This is a genomic window from Bifidobacterium hapali (assembly GCF_002259755.1).
In the GTDB taxonomy this organism is placed as follows: domain Bacteria; phylum Actinomycetota; class Actinomycetes; order Actinomycetales; family Bifidobacteriaceae; genus Bifidobacterium; species Bifidobacterium hapali.
The window spans coordinates 52853-79244 of sequence record NZ_MWWY01000013.1 but is presented as its reverse complement, the minus strand read 5'-3'; the positions used below and the strand labels follow the sequence as shown (position 1 = coordinate 79244).

Genomic DNA, 26392 nt, shown 5'->3' with positions numbered 1-26392 from the left:
ACGTTCACTTGTCGGCTCGCAAACGTGTGGAGTGGCAGAAAACGCTCGCTGAGCCTACCGTCAGCGAGCGTTTTCTGCCACTCACACTACTGCGTGGCGGTTTTCGCTCGCTGACGGTAGGCTCAGCGAGCGTTTTCTGCCACTCAGTGATCCACAGGCGCCCGCGAAGGGCGGCCAAGCTACTCAACCACCGATCAATCAGCAGCTGTGAGTCTTTCGTGAGCCTTCTTGGCTGAGCCGTTAAGCGAACAGTGCAGTGCACTGTTCGTAGGCGAAGTGAGCAGCTTGCTGCGAAGGGCGGCCAAGCTGCTCAACCACAGATCAATCCGCAGCAGTGAGCTTTTCGTGAGCCTTCTTGGCCGCCGCGATCATGAGTTTGATGCGGTTGAGCTGGTTTGCCTCGGATGCGCCCGGATCGTAGTCGATCGAGACAATGTTCGCTTCCGGGTGCAGTCGGCGAATCTTACCGAACATGCCGCGGCCGGTCACATGGTTTGGCAGGCAGGCGAATGGCTGCGCGCAAATCACGTTCGGGCATCCCTGTTCGATCAGTTCCAAAATCTCGGCCGTCAGCAGCCATCCTTCGCCGGCCTGCACGCCGATCGACGTGACTTCCGCAGCTTTCTTGACCAGCTCCGGCATCGGATCATCACGCCGGAACTTGCCGTGCGACAGGTCGAGAGCCGCGTTAATCGGCGCGAAATAGCGATCCAATCCCCAACGCATTACCGCGTAGGCGAGCTGGTTGCCGCCCATGCCGAGGTTGCGCTCGTTCCAATCGGTGATGTACGGCTTGGTGGTCATGAACTCCATGATGCCGGGCACCACGGCCTCGCAATCTTGCGATTCGATCACGTCGACTACATGATTGTTCGCATCCGGCTGGTACTTGACCAAGATCTCGCCAACCACACCGACGCGCACTTTGCGCGGAATGTCACGCAATGGCAGCGCGTCGAACGATTTGACGATCTCCTTGGCGAGCGTGCCGTACGGCAGCCAGCCTTTCTTCAACCACGGGGTCGCCGCGGCGGTCTTGGAATAGCCGTGATGTTCGAGCGTTTCTCGCACGATCGCATCCCACTGCTCGTACAGTCGGTTCGCCGCGCCCTTCTCAACCTCGTACGGACGCACACGGTACAAGCATTTCATGAGCAGATCGCCAATAATCAACGCCTTGATCGCACGATGCAGCATCGGCACGGTCGCCTTGAAGCCAGGATTGTCTTCCAATCCTTGCGTGGAGATGGCGATAATCGGTATCTGCGGGTAGCCAGCGTCGATCAGCGCCTTGCGAATCAAGCCAAAATAATTGGTTGCACGGCACATACCACCGGTCTGTGTAATCGCGAGCGCCACATGGTCCGGATCGTACTTTCCTTGCAAAATCGCGTCAATCAACTGACCGATAACCATGATGGCCGGATAGCAGGCGTCGTTGTTGACGTATTTGAGGCCGGTTTCCACATCCTCGCGGCTCGCGTGTTTGAGCACGTCGAACTTGTAGCCGCCGGAACGAATCACCGCTTCGACGAGCGAGAGATGAATCGGGCTCATCTGCGGGGCAACGATCGTGTAATCGCGTTTCATGTTCTTGAGGAACTTCTGGCGATGCGCATAGCGAGACATGGTCGCGTTGTTGTGTCCAGATTTGCCGGTTTTGGCGGTTTTCTTAGTTTGAGGCTCGGTGACGGTGCCATCGGACCCAGCGAGCACGTTCTTGGCGTTGACGGCCGCTTCGATATCGCGTTTCGCAGCGAGTCGGGACGCGCGACGCACGGATTCCGTGAGTTTTGGATTCGCTGCCATCGTCGTGTCAAGCAGTACTTGACGGCCCGGCGTGGGCGCTTGGGAGCCAGTTTTACGGAAACCGGTGGATTTCGGTGCACCTGCGGGAGCGTTGGCATCAGCAGCCGCGTCGGACTTACCAGCAACTGCAGTACGTTCCGCTTCCGCAGCCTTGACCGCAGCCTGTGCAGCGGCCAGCTGTTCGCGAGCCGCAGCCAACTGTTCTTCGGCCGCCTTGAGATCGGATTGTGCCTTGGCCTGTGCAGCCTTGCGTGCTTCGATCTCGGCAGCGGACAGCGTAGCCGTAACGATCTGATCACGCTTGCCTACAGTCTGGGCAGAAGACTGCGCAGACTGTACCGCGGACTGCGCCGCACCTTGCGCACCGGTCGCATCAATACCGCCGCGCGCCGCAGCAGATACAGCCGCAACCGCCTTGGCCTTGTTGCGTTCACGCTCCTCGACCGCTGCCTTGAGCGAGCGCAGACGAATCTTCGCCGCACCCAAGTTCGACACTTCATCGATCTTGAGCAGCGTGTACACGTCAGCCTTGTCAGCGAGAATCTCGGATACCTGATCGGTGGTGATCGCATCAAGACCGCAGCCGAACGAGTTGAGCTGTACCAGTTCAAGTCCCGGATACGAAGCCACGAAATGCGCGGCCGCGTACAGTCGCGAATGGTACGCCCACTGGTTCGTCACACGCAGCGGCATCCGCGCGACCGTCATCTTGCGGTCACCGACGTGTCTAAATCCAGCCGCGTTCTTCTTGCGCGGGTCCTCCTCGCCGTCCGACAGGAATTCGGTCAGGTCAAGCTTCTCCCCCGGCTGCAGTTCGCAAATCGAATCTTCAGACAAGACCACCATGCCGAGCGCACAGATCGTTTCGGGAATACCGTGGTTGATTTCCGGATCGACGTGGTACGGGCGTCCGGCGAGCACGATGCCACGGCAGTTGTGCTCCTTCATATAGGCGAGCGCCTTCAGGCCTTCCTGCTGCACGTCGTTCTTGAAAACCTTGTCTTCGGCGTACGCGGCCTTGACTGCGGTTTCAGCTTCTTCGCGCGTCACGTTCGCCCATGCGAATTCTTCGACGATGCGTTCGACCATCAGCTCGTGGTTGGCGAGGTTGAAATACGGGTGCATGTAACGCACGCCGTCCTCGCGCAGTTCGGGCATGTTTGCGCCAACAACGAGCGGATAGTTGGCCACAACCGGGCAGTTGTAATGATTATCAGTATTCGGTACGAGATTGTCTTCGTAGCTTACGCACGGGTAGAAAATCGTCTTGATGCCCTTGCCCAGCAGCCACTTGATATGACCGTGCACGAGTTTGGCCGGGTAGCAGATGTTCTCGGACGCGATCGATTCTATACCGGTTTCAAATAGTTCGTGCGAGCTGCGGCCGGAAATCATGACCTTGAAGCCGAGCGACGTGAGCAACGTGAACCAGAACGGGTAGTTCTCGTACATGTTGAGCGCGCGCGGAATGCCGATTTCGCCGCGCGTGGCTTTTTTGTCGGTGAGTCGACGGTAGGCAAAGCAGCGCTTGTACTTGTAGTCGTACAGGTTCGGTCGATCAGAACGTTGCTTTTTCGCGTCGCCGCCGCGTTCGCAACGGTTGCCAGTTACGTACCGCGAGCCGTCGGCGAACGTGGTGATCGTGAGTTTGCAGTGATTCTGGCACAGCTTGCACACGTCACGTTCGGTAGTCATTGACATATTGTCAAGTTCGTCGCCGGTCAGAATCGTTGAGACCGTGTGATGAATACCGTTGATGACGATTTCGTAATCGTGACCGGCAGTGACATCATCCGCGTTCGTAACGTCGACGCCGGCCATGTCTTCAGCAGACGAACCGTCCGCGAGTACGTGATCGTGATCGTCATCCGCAACGTCTTCGTAGTGCATACGTGCGGTCAAAGCGGCACCGTACGCGCCCATCAAACCAGCGATATTCGGACGCGTGACCTCGCGCTCGGTGAGCAGCTCAAACGCACGCAATACCGCATCGTTCAGGAACGTACCGCCTTGCACGACGACCGTATCGCCAAGTTCGCCGGAATCGCGCAGTTTGATGACCTTGTACAGTGCGTTGCGCACGACCGAATAGCACAGGCCGGCGGCGATGTCTTCGATCGAAGCGCCTTCCTTCTGCGCCTGCTTGACGGACGAGTTCATGAACACCGTGCACCGCGAACCGAGATCGACCGGATGCGTGGATGCGAGCGCTTTTTGCGTGAATTCTTGAATCGTCAAGCCCATTGACATGGCAAACGTTTGCAAGAACGAGCCACAACCGGACGAGCACGCCTCGTTGACGGCGATCGAGTCGATCACGCCGTCGGTGATGGCGAGGTATTTCATGTCCTGACCACCGATGTCGATCACGGCAGTGACGCCTGGGCTCACCATTTCAGCACCGCGATAGTGGGCCATTGTTTCGACCACGCCCTCATCCAAGTGCAAGCCGGTCGTGATTAAGCCTTCGCCGTAGCCGGTCGCGCAAGAGCGCGCGATCCATGCTTCGGCAGGCAGTTCGGACTGGATTTTCTTGACGATATTGATCGCGGCTGTCAGCGGGCTACCTTCGTTATTGGCGTAGCTTGACCAGACGATTTCACGATCGTCGTTGACGAGCGTGGCCTTGATCGTGGTCGAACCAGCGTCGATACCGAGGAAGTGCGGGCCATGCGCGCCTTCGAGCGTGCCGATGTGGATGTGCTCGCGGTGGTGACGTTCGTTGAACGCCTCGCGGTCAGCTTCCGTGGGGAACAACGGCGGCATCGTGGGCGTGTTCGATGGCAGGTTCTTCAGCTCGTCGAGACGCTTGAGGATGTCTGCACAGGTGCGTGCCTCGAAATGGTGACCTTCGTCGTCCTTATCCATCTCGGCTTGCAATGCTGCGCCGTACGCGACATACAAGTGCGCGTTCGTCGGCACAATAAACTCGTCAACTTTACCGTCGAGCGCACGCTGGAATGCGGCACGCAGCTCAGACATGAAGAACAGCGGACCGCCGAGGAAAATCACCGTGCCATGAATCGGACGCCCCGAGGCAAGACCTGCGATGGTCTGCGTGGCAACAGCCGTGAAAATCGAGGCGGCGAGATCAGGCTTAGCCGCGCCATCGTTGATCAGCGGCTGCAAATCAGTTTTTGCGAACACACCACAACGCGAGGCGATCGGATACAGGTTCTGATAACTCTTAGCCATTTCGTTCAAGCCCGCCGCATCCGTGTCAAGTAGCGTGGACATCTGATCGATAAACGCACCGGTACCGCCCGCGCACGAACCGTTCATACGCTGCTCGGGAGTGGGCTTCAAATACGTGATTTTTGCATCTTCGCCGCCGAGCTCAATGATGACATCCGCTTGCGGATATTCTTTGTCGATCGCCTCGGTTTCGGCGATGACCTCCTGCACGAACGGCACATGCATACTATCGGCGAGCGCAAGACCGCCAGAACCAGTGATCGCAAGGCGAATCGGTTCGTCGCCGCGGCCAAGTTCCTCAAGTTTGGCGTGAATATCAACCAGAAGACCCGCGACCGTAGCGCGCACATTGGCATGATGGCGACGATAATCGGAGAAAATAGTGTCGCTCAGGGAGTCGGACTGGTCAAGCACGACAGCTTTTACCGTAGTAGAACCGATATCTAGTCCGACGCGCAGCGGTTTGACGCCATGAGATGCATTCGTCGCGAGTGCGTTCGATGCGGTATCAACCATGCTTTCCTCTTACGTTGGTCCTCCGGAAATCACCTTGCCTCAGGGCACCGTAAGACCGCCTTGGGGCGGCTGGCAGGTGCACTGCGGACGGCTTCGCCCGGCTTCTCAAGTTCCTAACTTTAGTCTCAAGCCCCGCCCAAGCAGCGAGCAGGAATAGGCTCACGGCGTGATTTATCTAACAGAAGAACCCACAAACCGCGCGTTGCGGGCGACTTTGTCGGGTTGTGAAGGATCGCATTACGAGGCTTGTTGGGATTCGCCGGCAGCACGATCTTTGAGATAGATTTCGGGGATGTCACGTTCTTGATCATGCAGTTTAGCCCAAATGACTGGTTTTCCTGCTGCAAACGATCGCGGTACGTCGAGAATACGTTGATTTTTTGAGCCGCGAAACTGCAGTAACGAATCATGTTGCGATTTGATATATCGACCATCGACCAGAATGTCGATCAGATGCAGCAGTTCGAGTTTGTCAGGTGTTTCGCCAGGGCGCATGAGCTCTTCCCATGTGTACCCAGTCCAGCACCAGATATCTTTATCATGACCAAATTCGGCGCGGATACGCTGGGCGAGCGGTACTAATACCGGCGTGTTGAGGAGCGGTTCACCGCCGAGGAAGGTGATGCCTTGCACCCACGGCGCGCGTAAATCGTCGATGATCTTATCTTCAAGGCGTTGCGTGTACTCGTGTCCGGCTTGGAAATCCCAGATGGACGAGTTGAAACAGTCCACGCAGTGAAACGGGCAGCCGGATACGTATAACGAGTTGCGCACGCCCTCGCCGTCAGTGACGATGAACGTTTTATAGTCGGCGATCATGCGTTTGGACATGCGCCGACCATCCCACTGACCAGCGCGTGGATTATTCGCTTCATCGGTCGGAATCGAAGGCCCGCGGCCGGTTTCTCCAGCTGCGAAATCATGCAGTGACAGCTGTCTGTCCATCATCAACTCTCCTTACTAAGTCACTATTCACAACCGCAGCACAGTCCTCCTGACATATAACGGTACCAACCTCTGCATTCTGCCCAACCGTAACGTTGAGCGAAAACAGCGACGGCCTCCGTCATGCATTTCCTGACCGTAGGCTTGGCCGAACGGCCTTGAGTGTGTCAGGGAATGTATGACGGAGGCCGTCGCACCCCCGCAATATCAGCGAGATACCAGTATCTACTTGGCTTCTTCAAACCATTCGCGCGTCTGTCCGTCGGCCAGAGTCACGTGACCGGTTTCGCCGCTCATGTGCTTGACGCGGTGCGCGATCTCCTCGTGACGACCGTGAACCATCGGGCGAGACACTGGGTTGCCGAGGTAACCGCACGTACGCTTGGTCACATTGCACTTATCCGGGTCTGAATTGCCGCACTCCGGGCACTTGAAGCCTTCGTCAGTCGGCTCAAAATCGCCTTGGAAACCGCATACGAAGCAGTGGTCGATCGGCGTGTTCGTACCGAGGTAACCGATACCGACGTTGTACGCGTAATCCCACACGGCTTCGAGTGCCTTCGGATTGTCTTGCAGACACGGGTACTCACAGTAGTTGATGAAACCGCCGGACGCGTAGTACGGGAAATCCTTCTCGTAGTTGAGTTTCTCCATCGGAGTCGGCTGCAGCCAGACCGGATAGTGGAACGAGTTCGTGTAGAAATCGTGATCAGTCACGCCTTCAATACGACCAAACTTCTCACGATCCATGCGGTTGAAACGGTCGGTGAGTGACTCAGCCGGCGTGGAGTACACGGAGTAATGATAGCCTTCGGCCTTGCTCCACTGCTTGCACAGTTCGTTCATCCGCTTGACGATCGACAGTGCGAATTCCTTGCCTTCCGGATCCCAGCCGTGATCGCGAATCCAGTTCTTGCCGTAGAACACAGCCGTGGCTTCCGCAAGTCCAATGTAGCCGAGCGAAACCGTCGCGCGTTCGTTCTTAAACAGTTCGTCAACGTTATCGTTCGCACCGAGACGACCAAACGCACCGAAACGGAACAGCGTAGGTGCGTTCACCGGCGTCGCCTGCTTGCACCGCATAATACGGAACTGCAGCGCCTGATGCGCGACTTCCATACGCTCCTCGAACAGCTTCCAGAAACGGCTCTTATCGCCGTGCGATTCGATCGCGATACGAGGCACGTTCACCGAGACAACACCGAGGTTCATGCGGCCGTCTTCCTCATCCTTGCCAGTCTGCGGGTTAATCCAACCCTGCAAGAACGAACGGCATCCCATCGGAGCCTTGAACGAACCCGTAATCTTGACGATATTCTCATAGAACACGACATCCGGGTACATGCGCTTGGTCGCGCATTCGAGCGCAAGCTGCTTGAGATCGTAGTTCGGGTCACCCTTGTCAGCGTTCACACCGTGACGCAGCGTGAACACGAGCTTCGGGAAAATCGCCGTGTGGTGTTCCTTGCCGAGACCGCGAATACGGTTAAGCAGGATCGCGCGCTGAATTTCGCGGGAGAACCAGTCAGTACCAAGACCGAAACCGATCGTCACGAACGGAGTCTGACCGTTGGAGACACGGTTCGAGTTGATCTGATATTCCATCGTCTGCATAGCATCGTAAATCGCCTTGCGCGTACGAATCTTGGCGAGAATCTCACGTTCCTGCTCAAGTTCGTCAACATCCGTATGGAACGGCGTATCCATCGCCAGCGGCTCGCGCGAGCCGAAATGCAGCTTGGTTGGCTCGTTACGCTTCGCATTTTCGACCTGACGACGTGCGAACTCAACCGGCATACCGTCGGGGATAGTCTCGCGAGCCTCTTCGAGGAACTTCTCGTAATCCTTGCGAGCGTAGACGGCGAGATGCTCGTCGGCGCGGTTCGCAGTCTGACCACCGTACTGGCTGGACGCCACGTCCTTCATGATCTGCGTGATCTGCGTTGCGGCGATCGCGATGGACTTCGGGGACGCCATCGGCGCGTTACCAAGCGTGAAACCGTTGGCGAGCATATCCCAGAAGTTCGGCAGAGAGCAGTTGGACTGTGCGGTGAACGGCGAGTAGTCAGCGTCGTGGAAGTGAATATCGCCCTTCATATGGGCGTTCGAGACGGCCGGCGGCAGCATGTTAAACGCGGCAGCCTTAGAGACGGCACCAGCGAGCAGATCACGCTGCGTGGCGTAGACGTTGGCATCCTTGTTTGCGTTCTCGTGAATCAGCGTCGGGTCCTGATTGATGAAACGAGCAACAGCCTCGTTGACATCCGTAGCCTTCGCGCGCTCAATATCCTTGTCGAGACGATAGTTGGTGTACGCGCGCGCCACATCGTACAGGTGAGCGTCAATCAGTGCGTGCTCAACGAGATTCTGAATATCCTCGATTTTGGCCGGACCGTTATAACGGCCCTTGATCTCGCCCTCGACCTGATTAGCGAAACCGCGGATCATCTTCTCTTCTTCGGGACCGACTTGCTTGTCAAGATCACCGAAAGCGGACTTCACGGCCTCGATGATGTTGACCGGGTCGAAGTCAACCACACGACCATCACGCTTCTCAACCAATACCGTGCCGGTAGCACGAGTGGTGCGAGTGGCATCTGTGGCGTTCATCACCTGAGTGTCCATCTGAAGTCCTCCATTTCCTCGTTCGTTTATGGGCTGCCGGAACCGTTTCGCGAGCCGTTTCAGTCGGCGTTCTCGATTCGGGCCTTATGTACTGTACGGCATCCCCACCCCGATATCTAGTGGCGACGCGCCGCACTTCACCTAGATATAGTGGTAAGCGGCGGAATAAAGCCAAAATAACATTTGTGTAATTTACGTAACAGACTCGGTCCGCGTGTCGCGCGGTGAGTCATGTGCGACTCGCGCGTGGCAGCAATGCAGCAGCAGTCGTAAGTTCGCTACGAGTCAGTACCAGCCGATCATGATACCAGTCGTAAGTCTTCTCGTAAGTTTTTGTGTGCCGCCGCAAGCCGCGGGCTTGTCCGTTCAGCTTGTCCGTTATATAGGGGAATCTGGACGCTATGAATTGGGTTACAGAACACAACGTGCCGGCACCGCAGCCGCTCGACCAACTGCCGCGGCTCGCCAGCGAAACCACTGCGGAGAGACCGTGGCCAGTATCAGTACTAAGCCAGAAATTTCACACGGCCGTGGAAAAGTGGCCCGCAGCATGGATTTGCGGACAGATCACCGAAATCAATACGCGACGCGCCGGCTCAGCATACCTGACCGTACGCGACGACTTTGAAGACATCGCGATCTCCGTATCCGGATGGCGAGCGTTCGCCACGCAAGCCGCCGCATTCCGGCAAGGCGATCGCGTCGTCATCCACGGCAAAGCCGATATCTGGGTCAAACAGACGCGACTGAGCTTCATCGGCGACGACATTCGCAAAATCGGCTCCGGCGGCGGACTTAAAGAACAGATCGACGAGCTGCGCAAAAAACTCAAAGGCGAAGGACTATTCGACGCCGATCGCAAAATCGCACTGCCGGAATTTCCGTCGTGCATCGGACTGATTTGCGCGCCGCAAGCTCGCGCGGAAGGTGACGTGATCACTAACGTCAACTTGCGCTGGCCGTCCGTACGATTCAAAGTCGTGCACGCGCACGTACAAGGACCGCAGTGCCCGCCGGATATCGTCGCCGCGATCCGCAAACTCGACGACGATCCAGACGTGGATGTGATTATCGTGGCGCGCGGCGGCGGCGCGTTTGAAGATCTCATCGGATTCTCGGACGAGTCAGTGGTACGCGCGGCAGCAGCTTGCGTAACTCCGATCGTCTCCGCGATCGGACACGAGGATGACTGGACGTTGATCGATCTCGCCGTTGATTTGCGCGCGTCGACACCAACCGATGCTGCGAAAAAAGTCGTTCCGGACGTGCGCGAACAGTGGCAGCTCATCGACAATGCGATTCGACGGGCGCGCATGCGTATCGAAGCGCGCGTTGACGGCGAAATTCGACTCGTCGAAGGCTATGCGAACCGGCCAAGTCTGACTAGGCCGCTCACCATGCTTGAGCCGCACCAGCGGTTTATTGACGACGCTCGGCGACGCATGGACATTGGACTGCGGCGTATCAGTGACGACGCGAGTTTGACTATCGAAAAACTGCACGCCAGTTTGACCGCGCTCAGCCCGCAATCCACGCTCGACCGCGGTTATGCAGTCGTGCAGATGGCGGGCGGGCATGTGCTCGACGATCCTGCCGCGGTGAGTGCCGGCGATCCGATTACGATCACGCTGAAGCATGGGCCGTTGGATGCGACGGTGGCGTGAGGAGGTGCGTAAGGATTGACGGCTTGTTACGAGTCTTCTTCAGATCCTCGACGCTGACTTCGCTAGTTTTTAGCCATAACCAATAGGACATATTGACCACTTATTTATTAACCACTATATAAAGGAATATAAGGATTACATTATGACTGACAAAACCACTGCAGCAACGACTTCTTCTCCTTCGTCTACGGTCACTTCATCGCTGACCGACGACGAGCGTAAGATCATCGCGCAAATGCCGTACGAGGAGGCACGCGACAAGCTCATCCAAGCTGTGCAAGCACTCGAAGCAGGCGGACTCAACCTTGACCAATCGATGCGTCAATGGGAGATCGGTGAGGCGCTCGCCAAGCGCGCCCAGAGCCTGTTGAATGATGTCAAAGCTAAGCTTGACGCAGCACAGGCTGAACAGGCGACCAGTGCAGATACGGCTGGAACTCAGTCCAATTTGGACTGAATTCCCTTCGGCCTACGGCCTCACTTCGCCTACGAACGCTACGCGTCCGCTTAACGGCTCAGCCCAGTCGAATCTCGACTGAGTATCCTTCGGCCTACGGCCTCACTTCGCCTCGTCGCAGCACAGTTACTCCCCTCACCTACGGGCAATCCAACCGACGGATTGCCCGTTTTGCAATTCGACAACTCAGCTCAGCTAACTGGGACTAAGTAGCTTTCGCATGTCAAGGAGTGATAGCAATACGAAGTGAATCGATTCGCACACCCGTTGTGCCTATATGGTTTTGAGCGCATCGCTAAGAAAGTTGCGGCTTCTTAGCCGCATTCTTTTTTTGTTTAGTCGGGGTAGCCGTCCGTCAATTCATCAGGACGACAGTTCAACGCGCGGGATATGCGCAGAGAGTTAGCTAATGTCATGTTGTGAACAGATTGTGAACCACGCTCATATTTAGATATGACTGTTTGCACTATCCCAGTTCGTTTGGCTAGCTCAGTTTGAATTAGTCCAGCTGCCTGTCTGAGTTGTTTGAGTCCCATACTCTCGCATTCCAGTAGACAGTTATCATACCTGCACCACGTAGGTAAAGCTCTTGTCCTACTAAACATCGGTATACAAATCGGCGTGTCACAAACAACAATCACATCAACTCAATCAATGCCGCTTTGTCCGGTAAACCTCACTGCGATGCTCAATAGTAAAAACCTCAACGGTAACCACGCCATCGTCGATATTAGCCAGCACACGCCAATCTCCAACACGATAACGCCACGTACCAGATAAGTTAGCTGTCAAACCCTTACCATGCGCACGAGGATTATCACAACCATCGATATTTTTACGCAACCAATCGCGGACACGCCTACTATCAGATGGCCCCATTTTACGTAACTGACGCACAGCTTCTTTAGTGTATTCAAGCCGCCACGTCATCAAGCATCCTGTCTACTTCGTCCGCACTATACCGGGTACCGTCGTCATGCGCCATAGCGTCGCGAAGCACAGCTAAATCGTCCGCATCTTCTCGTGCCTCAGCCCAACCAGATATAACCTGTTGAAGCCGCTCAACAAGCGTCATCCCAGCACTACGTGAATCGCGCTCAGCGTCATACAGCACGTCCATATCAACAGGCACATTGATAATTGCACTGCTCATAGCACACCACCTTTCGTTAGTAGTTTCCAGTGTATCCCGTCTACCTTGGGATCACTTATCGTGCTCACACACTTTCGTAAAGACATTATGTAAGTCTTGATTATACAAATTCACAATGTGAGAGATCATCCCCACATACGCAGGGAACAGCTTCGTGGACCAGCTGATCTGAAAATGCATAGGGGCCACCGAAGCGACCCCTAGCCGGACAGCGATCATAAGCCTGCCGACCTATGCTCGTCGTGCGAGTCAGTTTACACATAATGGGACATTTAGGCAATATTCGACTGCACCGCTTATCAGCTTGTGCATCCGTCAACTTTCTGACAGACCGCTTCACGTTACAAAGAACCAGTCGAGTCATCCCTCGTTCATTTCGTAGGGTACCAAATGAGTACCAAAACAACTCAGTCAAGAAAACAGAAAAGCGCCGGAACCCTTGAGTTTCAGCGCTTTTTGTGGCAATCGCCATCGGTACCCCCAGAGAGGGGGATACGGCCCAGCGTCGTACAGGTCCATCTCCACCACTCCGGGGGCAAATAAATTTACCTTCATTACTTACAAAATCAATCATAGCAACGGTTCCCGCTTTCTTCCAATAGACACGCAAGCAGTGTTGCTCCTTATCGTCATCTTCATGCGGCTGATGGTCGAAACGACCTGTGACGAGTGATCGAATCAGCCTAAACCTCAATGATTGCAAGGCCTAAGGCACTAGAGGTGCATTTTTAGGTGCAATGGCTCACTGAGAGCGTATTCGGCCACTTGGTGGCATTTTTGGTGGCATTTTTCCGAGGCCGTTATGCCATGCCATCGATCTTGGATTCAGCACAAGGAGCATCATCATGTCCGCAAGGACGAAGAAGGACAGTATGGGGCCGTCGCCGGGACGGCGGAGCAGGTTCGGCACCGTGACGCCGCGCTACGATACCGCAGGCAATCTCGTCGCCTGGCAGGTGCGGTACCCGGACCCGAAACGACCGGGCAAGAAGGTCCAGCGTCAGTTCAAGCCGGACATGGAGCACGAGGCGCACCAGTGGCTCGAAGAGGAACGGCATCTGGTGGAACTGGATCGCAAGAACATCCAGGAATGGGTCCATCCGTCAGAACGCCGCCGCAGGAAGCGCGCGAACCTGATCTCGTTCGAGGATTACGTGACCCGGTGGGCGGAAGGATACCGGCTGCCGAACGGCGAGAGGATAGCCGGCGGCACGCGCCGGAACCTGTATCTCGACATCGCGCACTTCATGCCGGGCTTCAAGGGCAAGCTCCTGACCGAGATCACGCCGAAGGACATCAAACGCTGGTACGACGCGCCGCACCCTGAGGGGCAATGGGCGTTCCGCCGCTCATGCATGCGCCTGAAGGCGGCGTTCGCCAGCGCCACGAAGATGAGTATGGACGGCTCCCCGCCGCTGATCCGCGACAACCCGTTCATCCTGCCCATACCACCCGCGCCACGATCCGCCAGGGAGGACGTTCCACCGGTCACGCCGCTGGAACTCAAGCTGATCGCGGAGAACATGCCCGACTACACGAGACTGGCGGTGATACTCGCCACGCTCGTCGGAGGCCTCCGTTGCGGCGAGCTGTGCGGCCTGCAGATCAAGGACATCGACCTGAAGGCCAAACGCCTGACCGTGCGACATTCCGTCAACAGGGGCTATGCGGATCGCGGTTCGACACGCATCGCCAGGACCAAGACCGACTCCAGCCGGCGCACCGTGCCCATCCCCGACGGGCTCGTGCCCCTGATTCACGACCACCTGCTCAGGCACTGCGAATGGACGGACCCGGAAGCCATGGTCTTCCGCCCCAGACGAGCCTCGGTGATGAGCCAGACCACTTTGGAGGCCCAGTTCCGCAAAGCCAGGGAGAAAGCCGGCCGCCCCGACCTGACCTTCCAATCCCTGAGGGCGAGTCACGCGACACTGCTCATGCTCAAGGGCGGCACCCTGCGGGAAGTCATGGACGAACTCGGTCACGTCAGCGAGAAGGTCGCCATCAAGCACTACCAGCGCATCGTCGCCCGACACCGCAACCAGATCGTCAACCAACTCGCCGAAGACTTCATCAAAGCAGCGCAATGACCACATGCAGACGAATACGGATTGAGACGCCCTGTTGCCCTGTGTATACAGAACTATTCCCAATCTGGAATAGTTCTGTATACAATAGGAATATGGCTATCAGAACGAATCGGACGCTGCTCACACGGCGGGAAGCCGCCCGTAGACTCGGAGTGAGCGAGCGACGGGTCAGCGCGCTTCGCGCTGCTGGCCGGCTTGAATCTCTTTCCGTGGGAGGCGGCTCGCTGATTACGGAGGATTCCGTACGTCGCCAAGCACAGTGGCAGGGTGCGGATGGGCGTCCTTATTCACCAGACATGGCGTTCGGGGCGCTATACATGCTCAGCGGGCTCGACGCGCCATGGCTGGGCCGACAGCAGCGATACCGGCTCAGGGGATACCTGAGGCAGATGGATGCGGAGAATCTGACCCGTCTCGCGCGCAGGCGTGCGACGACGGTCGAATACTGGTGCAGGGGCTCCAACCTCGACAAGGTCGAAACCCTCATCCGTCCCTCCGCCGCCACCGGAGCATTGGCCGCCTCGTTCCAATTGACCGCCACAGACGTGGTGGAAGGCTACGTCACCGCCGATGCTCTGAACGACGCCATTCGGCAATGCCGGTTGAAGCAAGGCGCGACTCCGGTCCGGGTACGGCTCCACGTCGCCGACGATCTTCCCGCCGGCGAGGGGCCGATGCCTCTCGGCGTATGCGCGGCCGACCTGGCTGAATCCAACGACCCGAGAGAACGCCGCGCCGGCATGGAAACCCTTCAACAGCTGATCGACGAATATCATCGCAAGGAGCACCAGGCATGATTCCGACAATCCGCATCCCCAACACGGGCCATCCGTGGAATACCGTGTACGCGGTAGCCGCGGCGAACATCCCGGAATCATGGCTGCTTACGGGCGGGCTCATGGTCCAGCTGCACGCCATCATGGGCGGATTGACAGCACGACCCACCACCGACGCCGACCTGCTCGCCGACCTCATGGCGGATCGACGCGGCATCGCCAGACTGCGCGGCATTCTCACCTCTCGCGGGTTCGAGACGCAGCCGGGCACGCTGACCGGATACACGACCCGCATGATCGCGCCGAACGGCGACGTCGTGGACCTGCTGGTCGCCGATCACCTTCCCAAGTTCCTTGGGGCTGACGCGACCATCGCCGGCACACCGGTGCTATCCATGCCGGGCGGCGCGCAGGCAGTGGAACGCAGCATGCAGGTCCAACTCATCGATGACAAGGACGGCGCCGAAGTCGTGGTTCGCATCCCGGACCTGCTCGGCGCGCTGATACTCAAGAGCGCGGCCTACAGCGCCGACCACGCCGGCTACGGTGACCGTCACCTCTATGATGCAGCCATGCTCGCATCCCTCATCCCGGATCCCGATGCGGAGCTCGCACGCTTGCACAGCGGCACCGACCGCAAACGCATCAGACTCCTGCACGACAAGCTCATCGAGGATTCCCCGTACTGGGACAACCTCGATGAATCACACCGTCAAGACGGGCTCGACACTATTGAAACGCTCTCCACATGGTAATTGTCGGCAATTCCTTTTCTTGCAGATCCAGTTGTACCTTGCGAAAACCTTCAGATGAATGCGCCGTCTCGCATGGTGAGGGTGGTGTCGCATTGGGCTGCGACGCGTGGGTCGTGGGTGGCGAGGATGAGCGTGGCGCCTTGCCTGCATTGCGCGAGGAGCATGGTCATGATGGTGTCGGCGGTGTGCGTGTCGAGTGCCGCGGTGGGTTCGTCGGCGATGATGATGGCGGGGTGCATCACGGTCGCCCTGGCGATGGCGATGCGTTGCCTTTCGCCGCCGGACAGTTGCCCGGGCATGCGTCGCGCCTTGCCGGCGAGCCCGACTTGTTCCAAAGCGGCTGTGGCGCGTTGCCGGCGTTCGGCGCGCTTGATCTTGGGTTTCGCGTATTCCATGGGGATGGCGACATTGGCCCATGCGGGCTCGTCTTCGAGGATCGCGTAGTCCTGCGGGATGAAGCCGAACATGCGGTTGCGCCATGCGGACCGGTCCTTGTCGTTTTCCGGCGTCGGGCGTCCTTGCAGGAGCAGGGAGCCGGAGGTGGGTTGCATGGACAGTCCGATCATGCGCAGCAGGGTGGATTTGCCGCATCCGGACGGTCCCATGATGGCGATCGACTCCCCGGCCGAGGCGTGCAGGGATACGTCGCGCACGGCGAGGAGCTGCGCCTGCCCGTCCGTGTATCGTTTGGTCAGGTTTCGGGCGTCTATGGTCGTCTGTGGCATGGTCGGTGCTTCTTTCATTGAATGTGTGTGGTTGCGCGTCGTACGGCGATCGTCCAGACCAGGGCCGCCATGGCGAGGATGACGGCGATCATCGTCCGGGATGCGGTGGCCACCGGTTCCCCTATCAGCTGGAAGCATGCCAGCACCACGGCGGCGGGCAGCAGCATGATGAGGATGAGTCCGGCGACGCGGATCGCCTCGTCCGCGGCGGTGGCGCCGTAGAGCCGGCGGACGAGCATCGCCGGCCGCTCCCGTGCGAGGGTCACGGACAATGATTGGATGATCACGATGACGGTGAGCGCGAGGAAGGCGGACAGTCCGAGCAGGTACATCAGCGCGCGCACGATGAGATCCCTGTCGCGTTGGGGCTGCTCCGTGTTCAGCCGGTGCGGCACGAGTATCAGGCCGGCGTCGCGGCTTCCCGTGATGAAACCGTCGAGCTGGGTTCGGGATGGGTTGAACATGACCGTTTTGGTCACCGCCTCTTCGAGTTCGATGTCGTTGAGCCGGTTCAGCGAACTCGGGTTGAGTCGGATGACGATGGTCCGGTCCAGGTTGATGCCGGCGGTGTTCGGGTCGAATATGGCCGCCGAGGCCGGCAGCGTGCCGGTTACCCTGACGTCGGTGCCGGCGATATGCACACTGTCGGGCGCCTGCGCCCGGTCCACCCGGTAGCCGATGGACGCGCAGGGCGCGTGGGAGCACAGGCCCAGACGGGGGAACACGTCATCGACGTTGCCCATCAGGACGATGGCCGGTATGCCGTTGGCGAAATCGGGATCGTCGATCTCGACGTTGTTGACGATCGCGGTGTACGCCCTGCCCTGCTCCAGCATGTCCCGCAAACTATCCGTCACCTTGGGGTCCGTCTTGCTCGGGGACTGCAGGAGGTATTGCGGGGAGAACGTGACCGCGTCGACGGCCCGCAGACGAGCCTCGCCGCTGATCACGCTGGATTCGGTCAGCACATCGCTGAGCGTCATCGTGAACACGCTTCCCGCGAAGACGACGAGCAGCGTGATGCCGAGAATCGATCCCCATCGCCTCAATCCCATGCGGACGCCGGTCATCAGTTCATGGATCATCGTTCCACCTCGTCATTCGATCGTATGCCGAGCCATTCAGCCAACGCCGTCACAAGCGCCGTCAGGACCGTGCCGCTGATAAAAGCTGCGGCGAACGCGGCCGCCGGGCCGATGCCGGTCCTGCCCGACACCACGGTGATGAGCACGGCGCTCAACACCGTTCCTGCCAGCACGCCGGCCACGATCGGGACAACGGCCTCACGCACCCGGCCCGCCCACACCTGCCTGCCAGTGGCGCCGAACAGCCGTCTGACATGCAGGTCGGCCTTCCTCGCCGTCTCCATCGTCATGACGCACACGCAGGCGCAGACCAACGCCAGTACCAGAAACAGCAAGGTGATACCCACGAAGGAATCACCGGCAAGGGACGACCACAACGACTGCGCCTGCGGTTGGGTCACGTCCATGCCGCAGCGCGCGAACAGGTCCGAGATCTCCCGGAGCCGCTGCGGGTCGCTCGTGTTCACATACACGCTGCCGGGAAACAAGGGAACCGCCCCCAACGGGAGCACATACTGCAGGTTGCCGCCGACGTTCGCCCCCGGAACCCTGACGACACCGCCGACGGAAAACCCGGCGGGCAATAGCGGTGCATCCCCATGCTCACGCCATTGCCCGGCCGAGAACGACGACTCGATCACACAGGCCACGCGACTGTTCATGTTCCGGCATTCTTGCGGAAGCGCATCGGCCCATCCGATGGAGGCCCCCGACGACTGGAACACGATCGCCGGCCAACCGTCCCCCACGGAACCCTCCAACAGGGAAATACCGTGACCGGAAAGATACTCGGCCAGATCACGCGTCGCCTCAAGATTCTTTCCGTCGTCGTGCCCGGCATCCGCCGACGCGGTCAGCACCAGTTGCGTCTTCGCGTCGAACATGCCCCATTGCGATCCACGCCAATCAAGAACGCTCCAGTACACCGCCCAGGCAAGAAACGAAGACAACATCCCCAACAGCAACGATATTGCGCAAATGGATGTAGAAAAAAACTTTAGATGACGGGTAATTTTTAGCATTCCGTATCTTTCCAATCACGGTATTTCTAGATGGGTGCAATAAGAAATGCGTCAGAAGTATTCAACACCCCAGTAATAGTGCGTGACGTACTTATCGCCCCACAATACGGAATCCCAGACGGAGTCCGTCCTGCTTCGAACCTGAGTGTCTCCTGAATAGGAAGCGGCTGATGTATACAGTCGTCCGGTATCCAAGCTGGGGCCGGCCTGTCGGGTGAAACGCTGATATCCGCGACGCGCGTGACGCCCGCCATCATTATAGGAAGCCTGAATCTGTACGTAGCCATTCACCTTGATGCCGCCAATGCTGCTTTCCCATGTGCGTCCATAATTCGGACCGCCGGCAAAAGCGGTAGAAGGCAATGCGATGCCAGCGATACCCAGAATTGCCGCAAGGACAATTGCCGTAAATTTCTTTCGAACAATCATGATTACTCCTTTGTTGGAAATTTGGAATGTGTAAAGACATGCGTAAAAAAACTAGATGATAATTACTTTCCTTTCTGCTAGATGCCGAAGTCTTATGGCTTCGTCTTGCAAGATCCAGTCTTCTACCCCAGCGAGATAGAAACAATCAGAGAAGGAGTTATTGACATCTAGAGATGACTCGCAATACGTCAATCGGAGAAGGGGAAAGCTACAACTAGCTGCTTCTATAGCCAACCTAATACTGATTATGTTTGTTTTTGTCATCTCAAGATGACAAAAACAAACAACGGCTCTTTCAGCATATTCACTTACACTGTTCCTTGGTTTCAATCTCCCCACAAGGCGCACGCAGGGTGCGCCTTTTCGCGATCGAGGGAGATCAATATGCCGAAAATCAGGCATTCCCATGGAAACCATCCGCAGAAGCCGCCGCGAAGCAAGTGGGGAACCGTGCTGGCCCGTTATGACAGAACCGGCATGCTAATCGCATGGCAGGTTCGATATCCGAATCCATTAGAACCCGGCAAACGCGTCCAACGCCAGTTCAAGCCGGATCAGGAGCTCGAAGCCCGTAGATGGCTGGAAGCCGAAAAGTACCTTGTCAGCCTCCATCGTAACGGCATCGCCGAATGGGTTCATCCAACAGAACGAAGCCGACGAAAAGCCGTCGTGGAAAAGAGCCAGACACAACGCAATATGTTGTTCCGCGACTATGTGATGCGATGGGCCGAGGAATACCGGCTGCCCGACGGCAATGGCATCGCCGGTGGCACGCGTCGCAATCTTTATCTGGACATTGGCCATTTTCTGCCAAGTCTTGGAGACCTGCCGCTTAACGAGATCACTCCGTCCATCATCAAGGCTTGGTATGATGCGCCTCACCCGGAAGGCCGGTGGGCATTCCGACGCTCATGCATGCGGCTGAAGGCGGTACTTGAGTCAGCCACCCGTGGCGGATTGGATGGTTCGGAGCCATTGCTGTCCTTCAATCCCTTCATATTCCATATTCCGCCAGCGCCACAGCCCGCCCGCATCAACGTGCCGCCGGTGACTCCTTCCGAATTGATCCTGCTGGCGAATGCCATGCCCGATTACACCAGACTGTCCGTATTCCTCTCGACTTTAGTGGGTGGTCTGCGATGTGGCGAACTATGTGGGCTGCAGGTGCAAGACATCGATCTGAACAGGCAGATACTTCACGTCCGGCATTCCGTGAATCGCGGTGACGCTGACAGAGGGGATCTCCAATTCGGTAAGACGAAAACGGAATCCAGCATCAGGAACGTACACATCCCGGATACGCTGATTTCTCTTATTCGACAGCACCTTTCTGATTACTGCGATCTGACCCGACCGGATTCGCCGGTGTTCGTGCCCAAACGTGCAAGAATCATGTCCCAGACAACGCTGGACGGCCAGTTCGCCAAAGCCCGGTTGAAAGCAGGACGCCCTGATCTGACATTCCAAGCATTACGAGCCAGCCATGCAACATTACTCATGATTCAGGGTGGAACGTTGCGGGAAGTCATGAATCAATTGGGACACGTCAGTGAGAAGGTTGCCATCCGGTACTACCAGCTCACCGTCGCCTCACATCAGAGTCAAGTGGTTGACGAGCTTGCCGAATCATTTATGAGCGGTATCCAGCGGCGTGAATTCTAGACCAAAGTGATGCACCATCGCGATACGTGACTCACCTTCGTATAGGAAATGCCGTGAGGGATCTGAATCTGGTCCCTCACGGCATTTCGGTATCTGACTGGTCGAAGTCTCACAATCGCAGCATCAGACGGATTGGAAGCGCAGATAGTCCGTTAACTCCCACACCGTATCTTGCAGCCGACGGAGTTCGGAGTCTCGGCTGAGAGTACGCCATTGCGCCGCATACGCCTCCATCCAGATCTCCAATGCTTCGGCAAGGTTCACCGCGTCGTCATGCTGAATCGCCTCACCCGATTGCACAGTGCCAATGACCCCGGTCTCGGACGCGAGTCGGAGGCCAACTCGGTTCAGAAGTCGCTGCCCCTCGATGGCTACGCGAAATGCAGCGGCATCCCCGTTGGTCCAAGGTCCTGAGGTCGCGGCGATTGCGGAGATTCGACGGGCACTGGTCTGTAGAAGGTGATCTGCGGTTTCGCCGAGCGTGACGTGATGTTTCAGATAGCGGAACAGCATCCGTCGGGATTCCGCAAGTGACGGTGCCCGGCTTCCGTCCTGAAGGGCGCGGACCACGTCGTCCGGTCGTTCGTCTTCCGGCAGCAGTCCTGGGATGGTTTGCAGGACCCCGGTGTTGACGCCGCCCCGTCCGTCATCAAGTTCCAGCCATGTGATCAGATGGTTCCATTCGAAGCTGGCCGCATGACTGGCATGGGTGAGGATATCAAGCAGTTCGCCGCTGGCGTCGCGGTATTCGAGTCGGGAGATGCGGCGGAGCATGTCGGCCTCGTCGGGGATGCGTCCGGGGTTCCATGCCTCCTGCGCGCCGATGATCATTCCGGGGATGGCCATGCGCGGGTCGTTGACGTGGCCGAGGTCGCCCCAGTCGGTGACGAGCATGCCCTGCGCGCCGTATTGCGTGCCGTAGCGGGCCATGCGGGTGATGTTGTTCCAGGCGTCGTCGATGCGCGGCAGGAGCGCGTTCCAGCACCATACGGCGGGGCATACGATCTGCGTGGCGCCGGATCGGGCGACGGTGCGGATCTTCTCGTCGGTGACTTGCGGGTCGTACTGCCAGTTGAGCAGGGTGACGGTTTCGGGGAGTCTTTTCAGGATTTCGGGGTGTTCGAGGGTGATGTCGCCCCACATCATCGGCTTTTTGCCCTGGGTTTCGAGGTGGCGGCACAGGCGGGTGACGTAGTCGGCGTACATGGCGGCGACGCCGACCTTCTCGGCGAGGGGTTTGGAGCGGCCTTTGCCGAGGTCGAAGGTCTCGTCGGCGCAGATGTTGAATTTGTCGGAGCGGAACAATTGCAGGTAGTCGTCGATGAGCTTCGTGGACAGGGTGAAGGCGCGGTCGTCGCTGATGTTCAACGTGTGGTGGCGCATGCGGTCGATGAACCCGAACGGCTCGTCGGCGCTCTCGGGGAATTCGCCGAGGTCGCGCAGGCTTTGCGTGCGCAGGGCCATGTAGAGGTGGCCGAACGTGGAGACGGACGGCACGAGCTCGATGCCTCGCTCGGTGCAGTAGTCGTCGAATTCGAGGATGTCGCGCGGGGTGAGCGGGCTGGAGCCGCGCCAGGTCTCGCTCATCCCGTCGAAGGCGAAGGTGTGTTCGACGTAGAGCTGGAGCTGGTTGTACTTGTAGAGGCAGAGTTTGTCGGCCCAGGTCTTGAGCCAGTCGAGGGTGGGGACGCGCCCGCGGGTGACGTCGAGGTAGTAGCCGCGCGTTTCGAAGGCGGGCTGGTCCTCGATGTGCAGGCAGGGCAGGGCGGCGCCGCATTGGCGGATGAGCTGGCGCAGGGTCTGCACGCCGTTGCGCACGCCCTCGAAGTCCGCACCCCTGACGGCCACGCCGTCCTTGGTGATGTCGAGCGTGTACGCGCCGGACGGACGCGCATGGAGATCGTCCAGTGTCGTCAATGTGATGAATCCAGGCCAACGGTCACCCGTGGCGATGTCCCATTCCAATCCCGTAACCGCACGGATGTCGTCGGCAAGTTGTGTTGCGAGTACCTGCCGTTCGTCTCCGAACGCACGTGGCTCGTTGACTCGGCCGCACATCGGCAGCAGTGAGACGCCCGCCTTGTGTTGTACGGTCTGCGGCGTGGGAATGATGGTCCATCCCTTCAGGGTTGCTTGATCGCTCATGGAAGTCCTTTCTCAGTGGTTCACCTTTGATTGCGGTATATTGCGTTTTGGGTTCCGAGATGACGCGCGGCGCCGGAACCACTCGCGGAAATGGTCCCGGCGCCGCACGCATTGTTCATCGCTCCGTTTGTGTTATTTGACGGCTCCAGTGGTGACGCCCTTCATGATGTTGCGTTGAATGATCATGAAGAAGATCACGACGGGCAGGGAGAAGATGACGGATGCGGCCATCTGTCCGCCGAAGTCGGTGCCCATGGTGGGCGTGGAGAACGAGGAGAGCCATACGGGCAGCGTGTACTTGGACTGGTCCTTCATGAACGTGTAGGCGGTCATGTAGTCGTTCCAGGCGTTGATGAACGCGAACACGGACGTGGACACGATGCCGGGCGCGGCCAGGGGGAAGGTGATCTTCCACAGGATCTGCCAGTCGTTGGCTCCCTCGACGGCCGCGGACTCGAAGATGTCCTTCGGGATGTTCAGGAAGAAGCCGCGCATGTTCCAGATCGCGAACGGCAGGACCATGGCGATGTACGCGAGGATCAGGCCGCTGTACTTGTTGAGCAGGCCGAACTGGTTGAAGATGATGAACTGCGGGATGATGCCGCCCGAGGTCATCTGGATGGCCAGCACGAACACCATGATCGCCTTGCGGCCGCGGAACCGGTAGAGGGTCAGGGCCGCGCACGCGAAGAACGCGAGGACGATCGACAGGACGATCGACACGGCGGTCACGATCACGCTGTTCTTCAGGTTCGTCAGAAACGAGGTCTGGGTGACGGCCACCATGAAGTTGTCGATCGACAGTTTCGTGGGCCAGAACACGGGCGTTGCGGTCATGATCTGGTTGCGCGGCTTGATCGACGTGACGAACATCCAGTAGACCGGGAAGATCCACACGATGCAGAACGCGACGGCCAATACGATCGTGCCGATGCGGCGCAGCTCGGCCGATGCGCTGCGCTTGGCGCGCGGCGCGATGCCGTGGTTTGCGGTTGCCATATTCATGGTCACAGGTCCTCCCCGGATTTGAGCAGGTATCGGATGTACACGCTCGTCAGGGCGAGCAGGATGAGCGTGACCAGCACGCTCGCGGCGGCGCCGGTGCCGATGTCGAAGGACACGAACGCTTTCTTGTAGGTGAAGATGCCGATCGTCGCGGTCGTCTCGCGGGGTCCTCCCTGGGAGACGAGCCAGATCTGGTTGAACACGTTGAAGTCCCAGATCACCGACAGCATCGTGATGACCATCAGGCTCGGTTTGATCAGCGGCACGGTGATCTGCCAGTAGCAGCGCAGCTTCGAGCAGCCGTCCAATTGGGCCGCCTCAAGGCAGGACTTGTCCACCTGCGTGGTCGCCGCGTACAGGTTGATCGCGATGTACGGGACGGCCTGCCAGACGACCAGCAGCCAGATCTCCAGGAACGCGAGCCACGTGTTGTCGGTCCACGACAGGTTCGTCACGTCGCCGAACAGGCGGGTCTGGGTCAGCAGCCAGTTGATCACGCCGTACCCCGGCTGGAACAGCCACTTCCACACCACCGACGAGGCGACGTTCGGCATGGCCCATGCGAAGATCAGCACGAATGTGACCAGCCAGCGCATCACCGGCCCCAGTTTGGTCATCAGCTGGGCCACGCCCATGCCGATCAGCACGCTGCCGGCCACGAGGGCGGCCGCGAACCCGAACGTGCGGGCCAGCGACTTGTAGAACTCCGGGTCGGCCAGCACGTTCTCGTACTGGTCGAACCCGACGATGTTGAACGAGCCTGTGAACAGGGTCTTCTGGTTGAAGTCCGTGAACGACGTGAAGACCAGGAAGACCAACGGCACCACGACCAGCGCGACGATGATCACGCCGGCGGGAGTCAGCAGCCACAGGGGCGTCAGATTGCGACGCCGTTTCACTACGGGGACGGCGGCAGCCGTCGATTGCGCATTGCTCATCACGCTTCCCCTACTTCTTCGCGTACAGGGAGTCCGCATGCTCGTCGAACGACTTGGCGGCGGCCTTGGCCGTGGTCGCTCCGGTGGCGATGTCGCCGAAGCAGTTCAGGGAGCTGTCGTTCTCGATGGTCAGCCATTGCGGGGACGCCGGTGTGGCTTTGGTGTCCTTCGCCGATTCGAAGAAGCCGGTCAGGTAGGACGGGAAGTCCGCGGACTTCATGACCTCGTCGAGGCCTTCGACGTAGTTGGGCATCCATCCGTCCTTGGCGAACACGTAGTCCTTCTGGATCTCGGGGCTCGCGGCGATCTTGATCCACTTGAGCGCCAGCTCCTGACGCTTGCTCTTCTGCGCAACGCCCCACACCGAACCGGCCATCATCGCCGGCTGGAGCTTGCCGCTGGCGCCGGGCATGGGGAACGATCCCAGATCGTCGGTCGTGAGGTCGGGGTTGTACTGCTGGATGGTGCGGATGCCGGCGCTGTTGTTCAGGATCGCACTGGTCTTGCCTTCGGCCAGCAGCTGGCTGAAGTCGGGGTTGCCGGTGTCCAGCGAGCGGGATGCCTCGGAGGACCACTTGTGCTGGAATTCCAGCCATTGGTCGATGCCCTTGAGTGACTTGTCGCTCGACAGGGTGCTCTTCCAGGTTCCGTCCGACTGCTGTTCGGCGAAGTCGCCGCCGGCATCCCAGATCCACCGTGCCGCCGACTTCCAGTCACGCCCCGGCATATAGAACGGGGAGAAGTCCTTGTCGGTGTTCGCGTCCCGGAGCTTCTGGAGATCGGTCTCAAGCTCCTCGTACGTGCTCGGAGGATTGTCGATTCCGGCCGCGGACCACATCTTCTTGTTGTAGATCACGGCGCCGGCGGCTCCCAGCGCGGGGATGCCGTACAGTCTGCCGTCGATGGTGGCGGGCTCCTCAAGGCCGGACAGCCAGGTGTGCCCCTGCCTCATGTCGTCGGCCTTGTCCGTCAGATCCAGAAGGCCGCCGCTCACGGCGAACCCTGCGACCTGCGTGTTGCCCAGATCGATCACGTCCGGCGGCGTGTCCGTGGACAGCGCGGTCGTCACCTTCGTGTTGATGTCGGCCCACACCTGGGTCTGCACATCGACCTTGACGCCCGTCTCCTTGGTGAACCGCTCGTTGATCGCCTTGATGGTGTCCTCGCTCTGGTCGCCCTGCATGATCCACACCGTCAGCTTGCCGCCTGCGGATGCATCCTGCTGTGAGCCGCCGGACGGGGCTCCCATCGAGCATCCCGACAGGGTGAGCGCCGACGCGGCCGCCAAGGCGATGGCCGCTGAAATCCTCTTCGTTCTCATGATGGTTTCCTTTTCCTGGAATGCCTGCCCGACGCCGTCGTTCGGAGGAATGGCGCGACGTGCCGCTGCGCACGA

The 26392-nt window shown here is 58.6% G+C and carries 20 protein-coding genes; 6 read left to right on the top strand and 14 right to left on the bottom strand.

Features of this window, described 5'->3' with window-relative positions; genetic code table 11:
* Positions 1 to 321: 321 nt before the first annotated feature.
* From BHAP_RS03120 to nrdD, 3 genes are all read right to left on the bottom strand, one after another.
* Positions 322 to 5520 carry an acyl-CoA dehydratase activase-related protein gene (locus tag BHAP_RS03120; RefSeq protein WP_094729305.1) on the bottom strand — a complete coding sequence of 1733 codons (5199 nt, stop codon included), beginning with the start codon at positions 5518 to 5520 and terminating at the stop codon, positions 322 to 324.
* Positions 5521 to 5757: 237 nt separating this feature from the next.
* Positions 5758 to 6465, bottom strand: a complete 708-nt coding sequence (gene nrdG / locus BHAP_RS03115) for an anaerobic ribonucleoside-triphosphate reductase activating protein (protein WP_094729339.1) — start codon at positions 6463 to 6465, stop codon at positions 5758 to 5760.
* 225 nt (positions 6466 to 6690) lie between these two features.
* Positions 6691 to 9090 (bottom strand): anaerobic ribonucleoside-triphosphate reductase, encoded by a 2400-nt coding sequence (gene nrdD / locus BHAP_RS03110; RefSeq protein ID WP_094729304.1) that lies wholly within the window; start codon positions 9088 to 9090, stop codon positions 6691 to 6693.
* Positions 9091 to 9491: 401 nt separating this feature from the next.
* On the opposite strand from nrdD, the gene xseA reads away from it, so the two are divergent.
* Both xseA and BHAP_RS03100 read left to right on the top strand, forming a co-directional pair.
* The gene (gene xseA, locus BHAP_RS03105) at positions 9492 to 10754 is read left to right on the top strand and encodes an exodeoxyribonuclease VII large subunit (protein ID WP_094729303.1); all 1263 of its coding nucleotides are present in this window, start codon (positions 9492 to 9494) and stop codon (positions 10752 to 10754) included.
* Positions 10755 to 10896: 142 nt separating this feature from the next.
* Positions 10897 to 11211: an exodeoxyribonuclease VII small subunit gene (locus BHAP_RS03100; RefSeq protein ID WP_094729302.1), complete on the top strand. Its 315-nt coding sequence runs from the start codon at positions 10897 to 10899 to the stop codon at positions 11209 to 11211.
* A 335-nt stretch (positions 11212 to 11546) separates the two neighbouring features.
* Here the strand turns inward: BHAP_RS03100 and BHAP_RS12080 are convergent, their stop codons facing one another.
* The 3 genes from BHAP_RS12080 to BHAP_RS03085 form a co-directional block, all read right to left on the bottom strand.
* Positions 11547 to 11747 carry a helix-turn-helix domain-containing protein gene (locus tag BHAP_RS12080; RefSeq protein ID WP_158216413.1) on the bottom strand — a complete coding sequence of 67 codons (201 nt, stop codon included), beginning with the start codon at positions 11745 to 11747 and terminating at the stop codon, positions 11547 to 11549.
* A 115-nt stretch (positions 11748 to 11862) separates the two neighbouring features.
* Positions 11863 to 12141 carry a type II toxin-antitoxin system RelE family toxin gene (locus tag BHAP_RS03090; RefSeq protein WP_094729300.1) on the bottom strand — a complete coding sequence of 93 codons (279 nt, stop codon included), beginning with the start codon at positions 12139 to 12141 and terminating at the stop codon, positions 11863 to 11865.
* Positions 12125 to 12364 (bottom strand): hypothetical protein, encoded by a 240-nt coding sequence (locus BHAP_RS03085; RefSeq protein ID WP_094729299.1) that lies wholly within the window; start codon positions 12362 to 12364, stop codon positions 12125 to 12127. Before BHAP_RS03085 ends, BHAP_RS03090 begins: the two co-directional genes overlap by 17 nt.
* An 845-nt stretch (positions 12365 to 13209) precedes the next feature.
* Here BHAP_RS03085 and BHAP_RS03080 point away from each other — a divergent pair.
* From BHAP_RS03080 to BHAP_RS11850, 3 genes are all read left to right on the top strand, one after another.
* Complete coding sequence (locus BHAP_RS03080) at positions 13210 to 14454, top strand: tyrosine-type recombinase/integrase (protein ID WP_094667163.1); 1245 nt, start codon at positions 13210 to 13212, stop codon at positions 14452 to 14454.
* Between the two features lie 92 nt (positions 14455 to 14546).
* Positions 14547 to 15251, top strand: coding sequence for a helix-turn-helix domain-containing protein (locus tag BHAP_RS11855; protein ID WP_223847942.1), 705 nt, complete (start codon positions 14547 to 14549; stop codon positions 15249 to 15251).
* On the top strand, positions 15248 to 15985 hold the full coding sequence (locus tag BHAP_RS11850; RefSeq protein WP_223847562.1) for a hypothetical protein: 738 nt from the start codon (positions 15248 to 15250) through the stop codon (positions 15983 to 15985). The genes BHAP_RS11855 and BHAP_RS11850 overlap by 4 nt, the downstream gene beginning before the upstream one ends.
* Before the next feature lie 50 nt (positions 15986 to 16035).
* On the opposite strand, the gene BHAP_RS03065 is transcribed toward BHAP_RS11850, so the two are convergent.
* From BHAP_RS03065 to BHAP_RS03050, 4 genes are all read right to left on the bottom strand, one after another.
* A complete protein-coding gene (locus BHAP_RS03065; RefSeq protein ID WP_044089004.1) occupies positions 16036 to 16728 on the bottom strand; it encodes an ABC transporter ATP-binding protein in 693 nt (230 codons plus the stop codon).
* Positions 16725 to 17795 (bottom strand): hypothetical protein, encoded by a 1071-nt coding sequence (locus tag BHAP_RS03060; RefSeq protein ID WP_094667165.1) that lies wholly within the window; start codon positions 17793 to 17795, stop codon positions 16725 to 16727. Before BHAP_RS03060 ends, BHAP_RS03065 begins: the two co-directional genes overlap by 4 nt.
* A complete protein-coding gene (locus tag BHAP_RS03055) occupies positions 17792 to 18679 on the bottom strand; it encodes an FtsX-like permease family protein (RefSeq protein ID WP_094667166.1) in 888 nt (295 codons plus the stop codon). The genes BHAP_RS03060 and BHAP_RS03055 overlap by 4 nt, the downstream gene beginning before the upstream one ends.
* A 189-nt stretch (positions 18680 to 18868) precedes the next feature.
* Positions 18869 to 19246 (bottom strand): hypothetical protein, encoded by a 378-nt coding sequence (locus BHAP_RS03050; RefSeq protein WP_094667167.1) that lies wholly within the window; start codon positions 19244 to 19246, stop codon positions 18869 to 18871.
* Positions 19247 to 19630: 384 nt separating this feature from the next.
* On the opposite strand from BHAP_RS03050, the gene BHAP_RS03045 reads away from it, so the two are divergent.
* Positions 19631 to 20908 (top strand): tyrosine-type recombinase/integrase, encoded by a 1278-nt coding sequence (locus BHAP_RS03045; protein ID WP_094667168.1) that lies wholly within the window; start codon positions 19631 to 19633, stop codon positions 20906 to 20908.
* Between the two features lie 123 nt (positions 20909 to 21031).
* Here the strand turns inward: BHAP_RS03045 and BHAP_RS03040 are convergent, their stop codons facing one another.
* The 4 genes from BHAP_RS03040 to BHAP_RS03025 form a co-directional block, all read right to left on the bottom strand.
* On the bottom strand, positions 21032 to 23053 hold the full coding sequence (locus BHAP_RS03040; RefSeq protein WP_094667169.1) for a beta-N-acetylhexosaminidase: 2022 nt from the start codon (positions 23051 to 23053) through the stop codon (positions 21032 to 21034).
* A 132-nt stretch (positions 23054 to 23185) separates the two neighbouring features.
* Entirely contained in the window at positions 23186 to 24052 is an 867-nt protein-coding gene (locus BHAP_RS03035) for a carbohydrate ABC transporter permease (RefSeq protein ID WP_094667200.1), read from the bottom strand.
* 8 nt (positions 24053 to 24060) lie between these two features.
* Positions 24061 to 24996, bottom strand: a complete 936-nt coding sequence (locus BHAP_RS03030) for a carbohydrate ABC transporter permease (protein ID WP_169713154.1) — start codon at positions 24994 to 24996, stop codon at positions 24061 to 24063.
* Between the two features lie 10 nt (positions 24997 to 25006).
* The gene (locus BHAP_RS03025) at positions 25007 to 26317 is read right to left on the bottom strand and encodes a sugar ABC transporter substrate-binding protein (protein WP_206603768.1); all 1311 of its coding nucleotides are present in this window, start codon (positions 26315 to 26317) and stop codon (positions 25007 to 25009) included.
* Between the last annotated feature and the right edge of the window lie 75 nt (positions 26318 to 26392).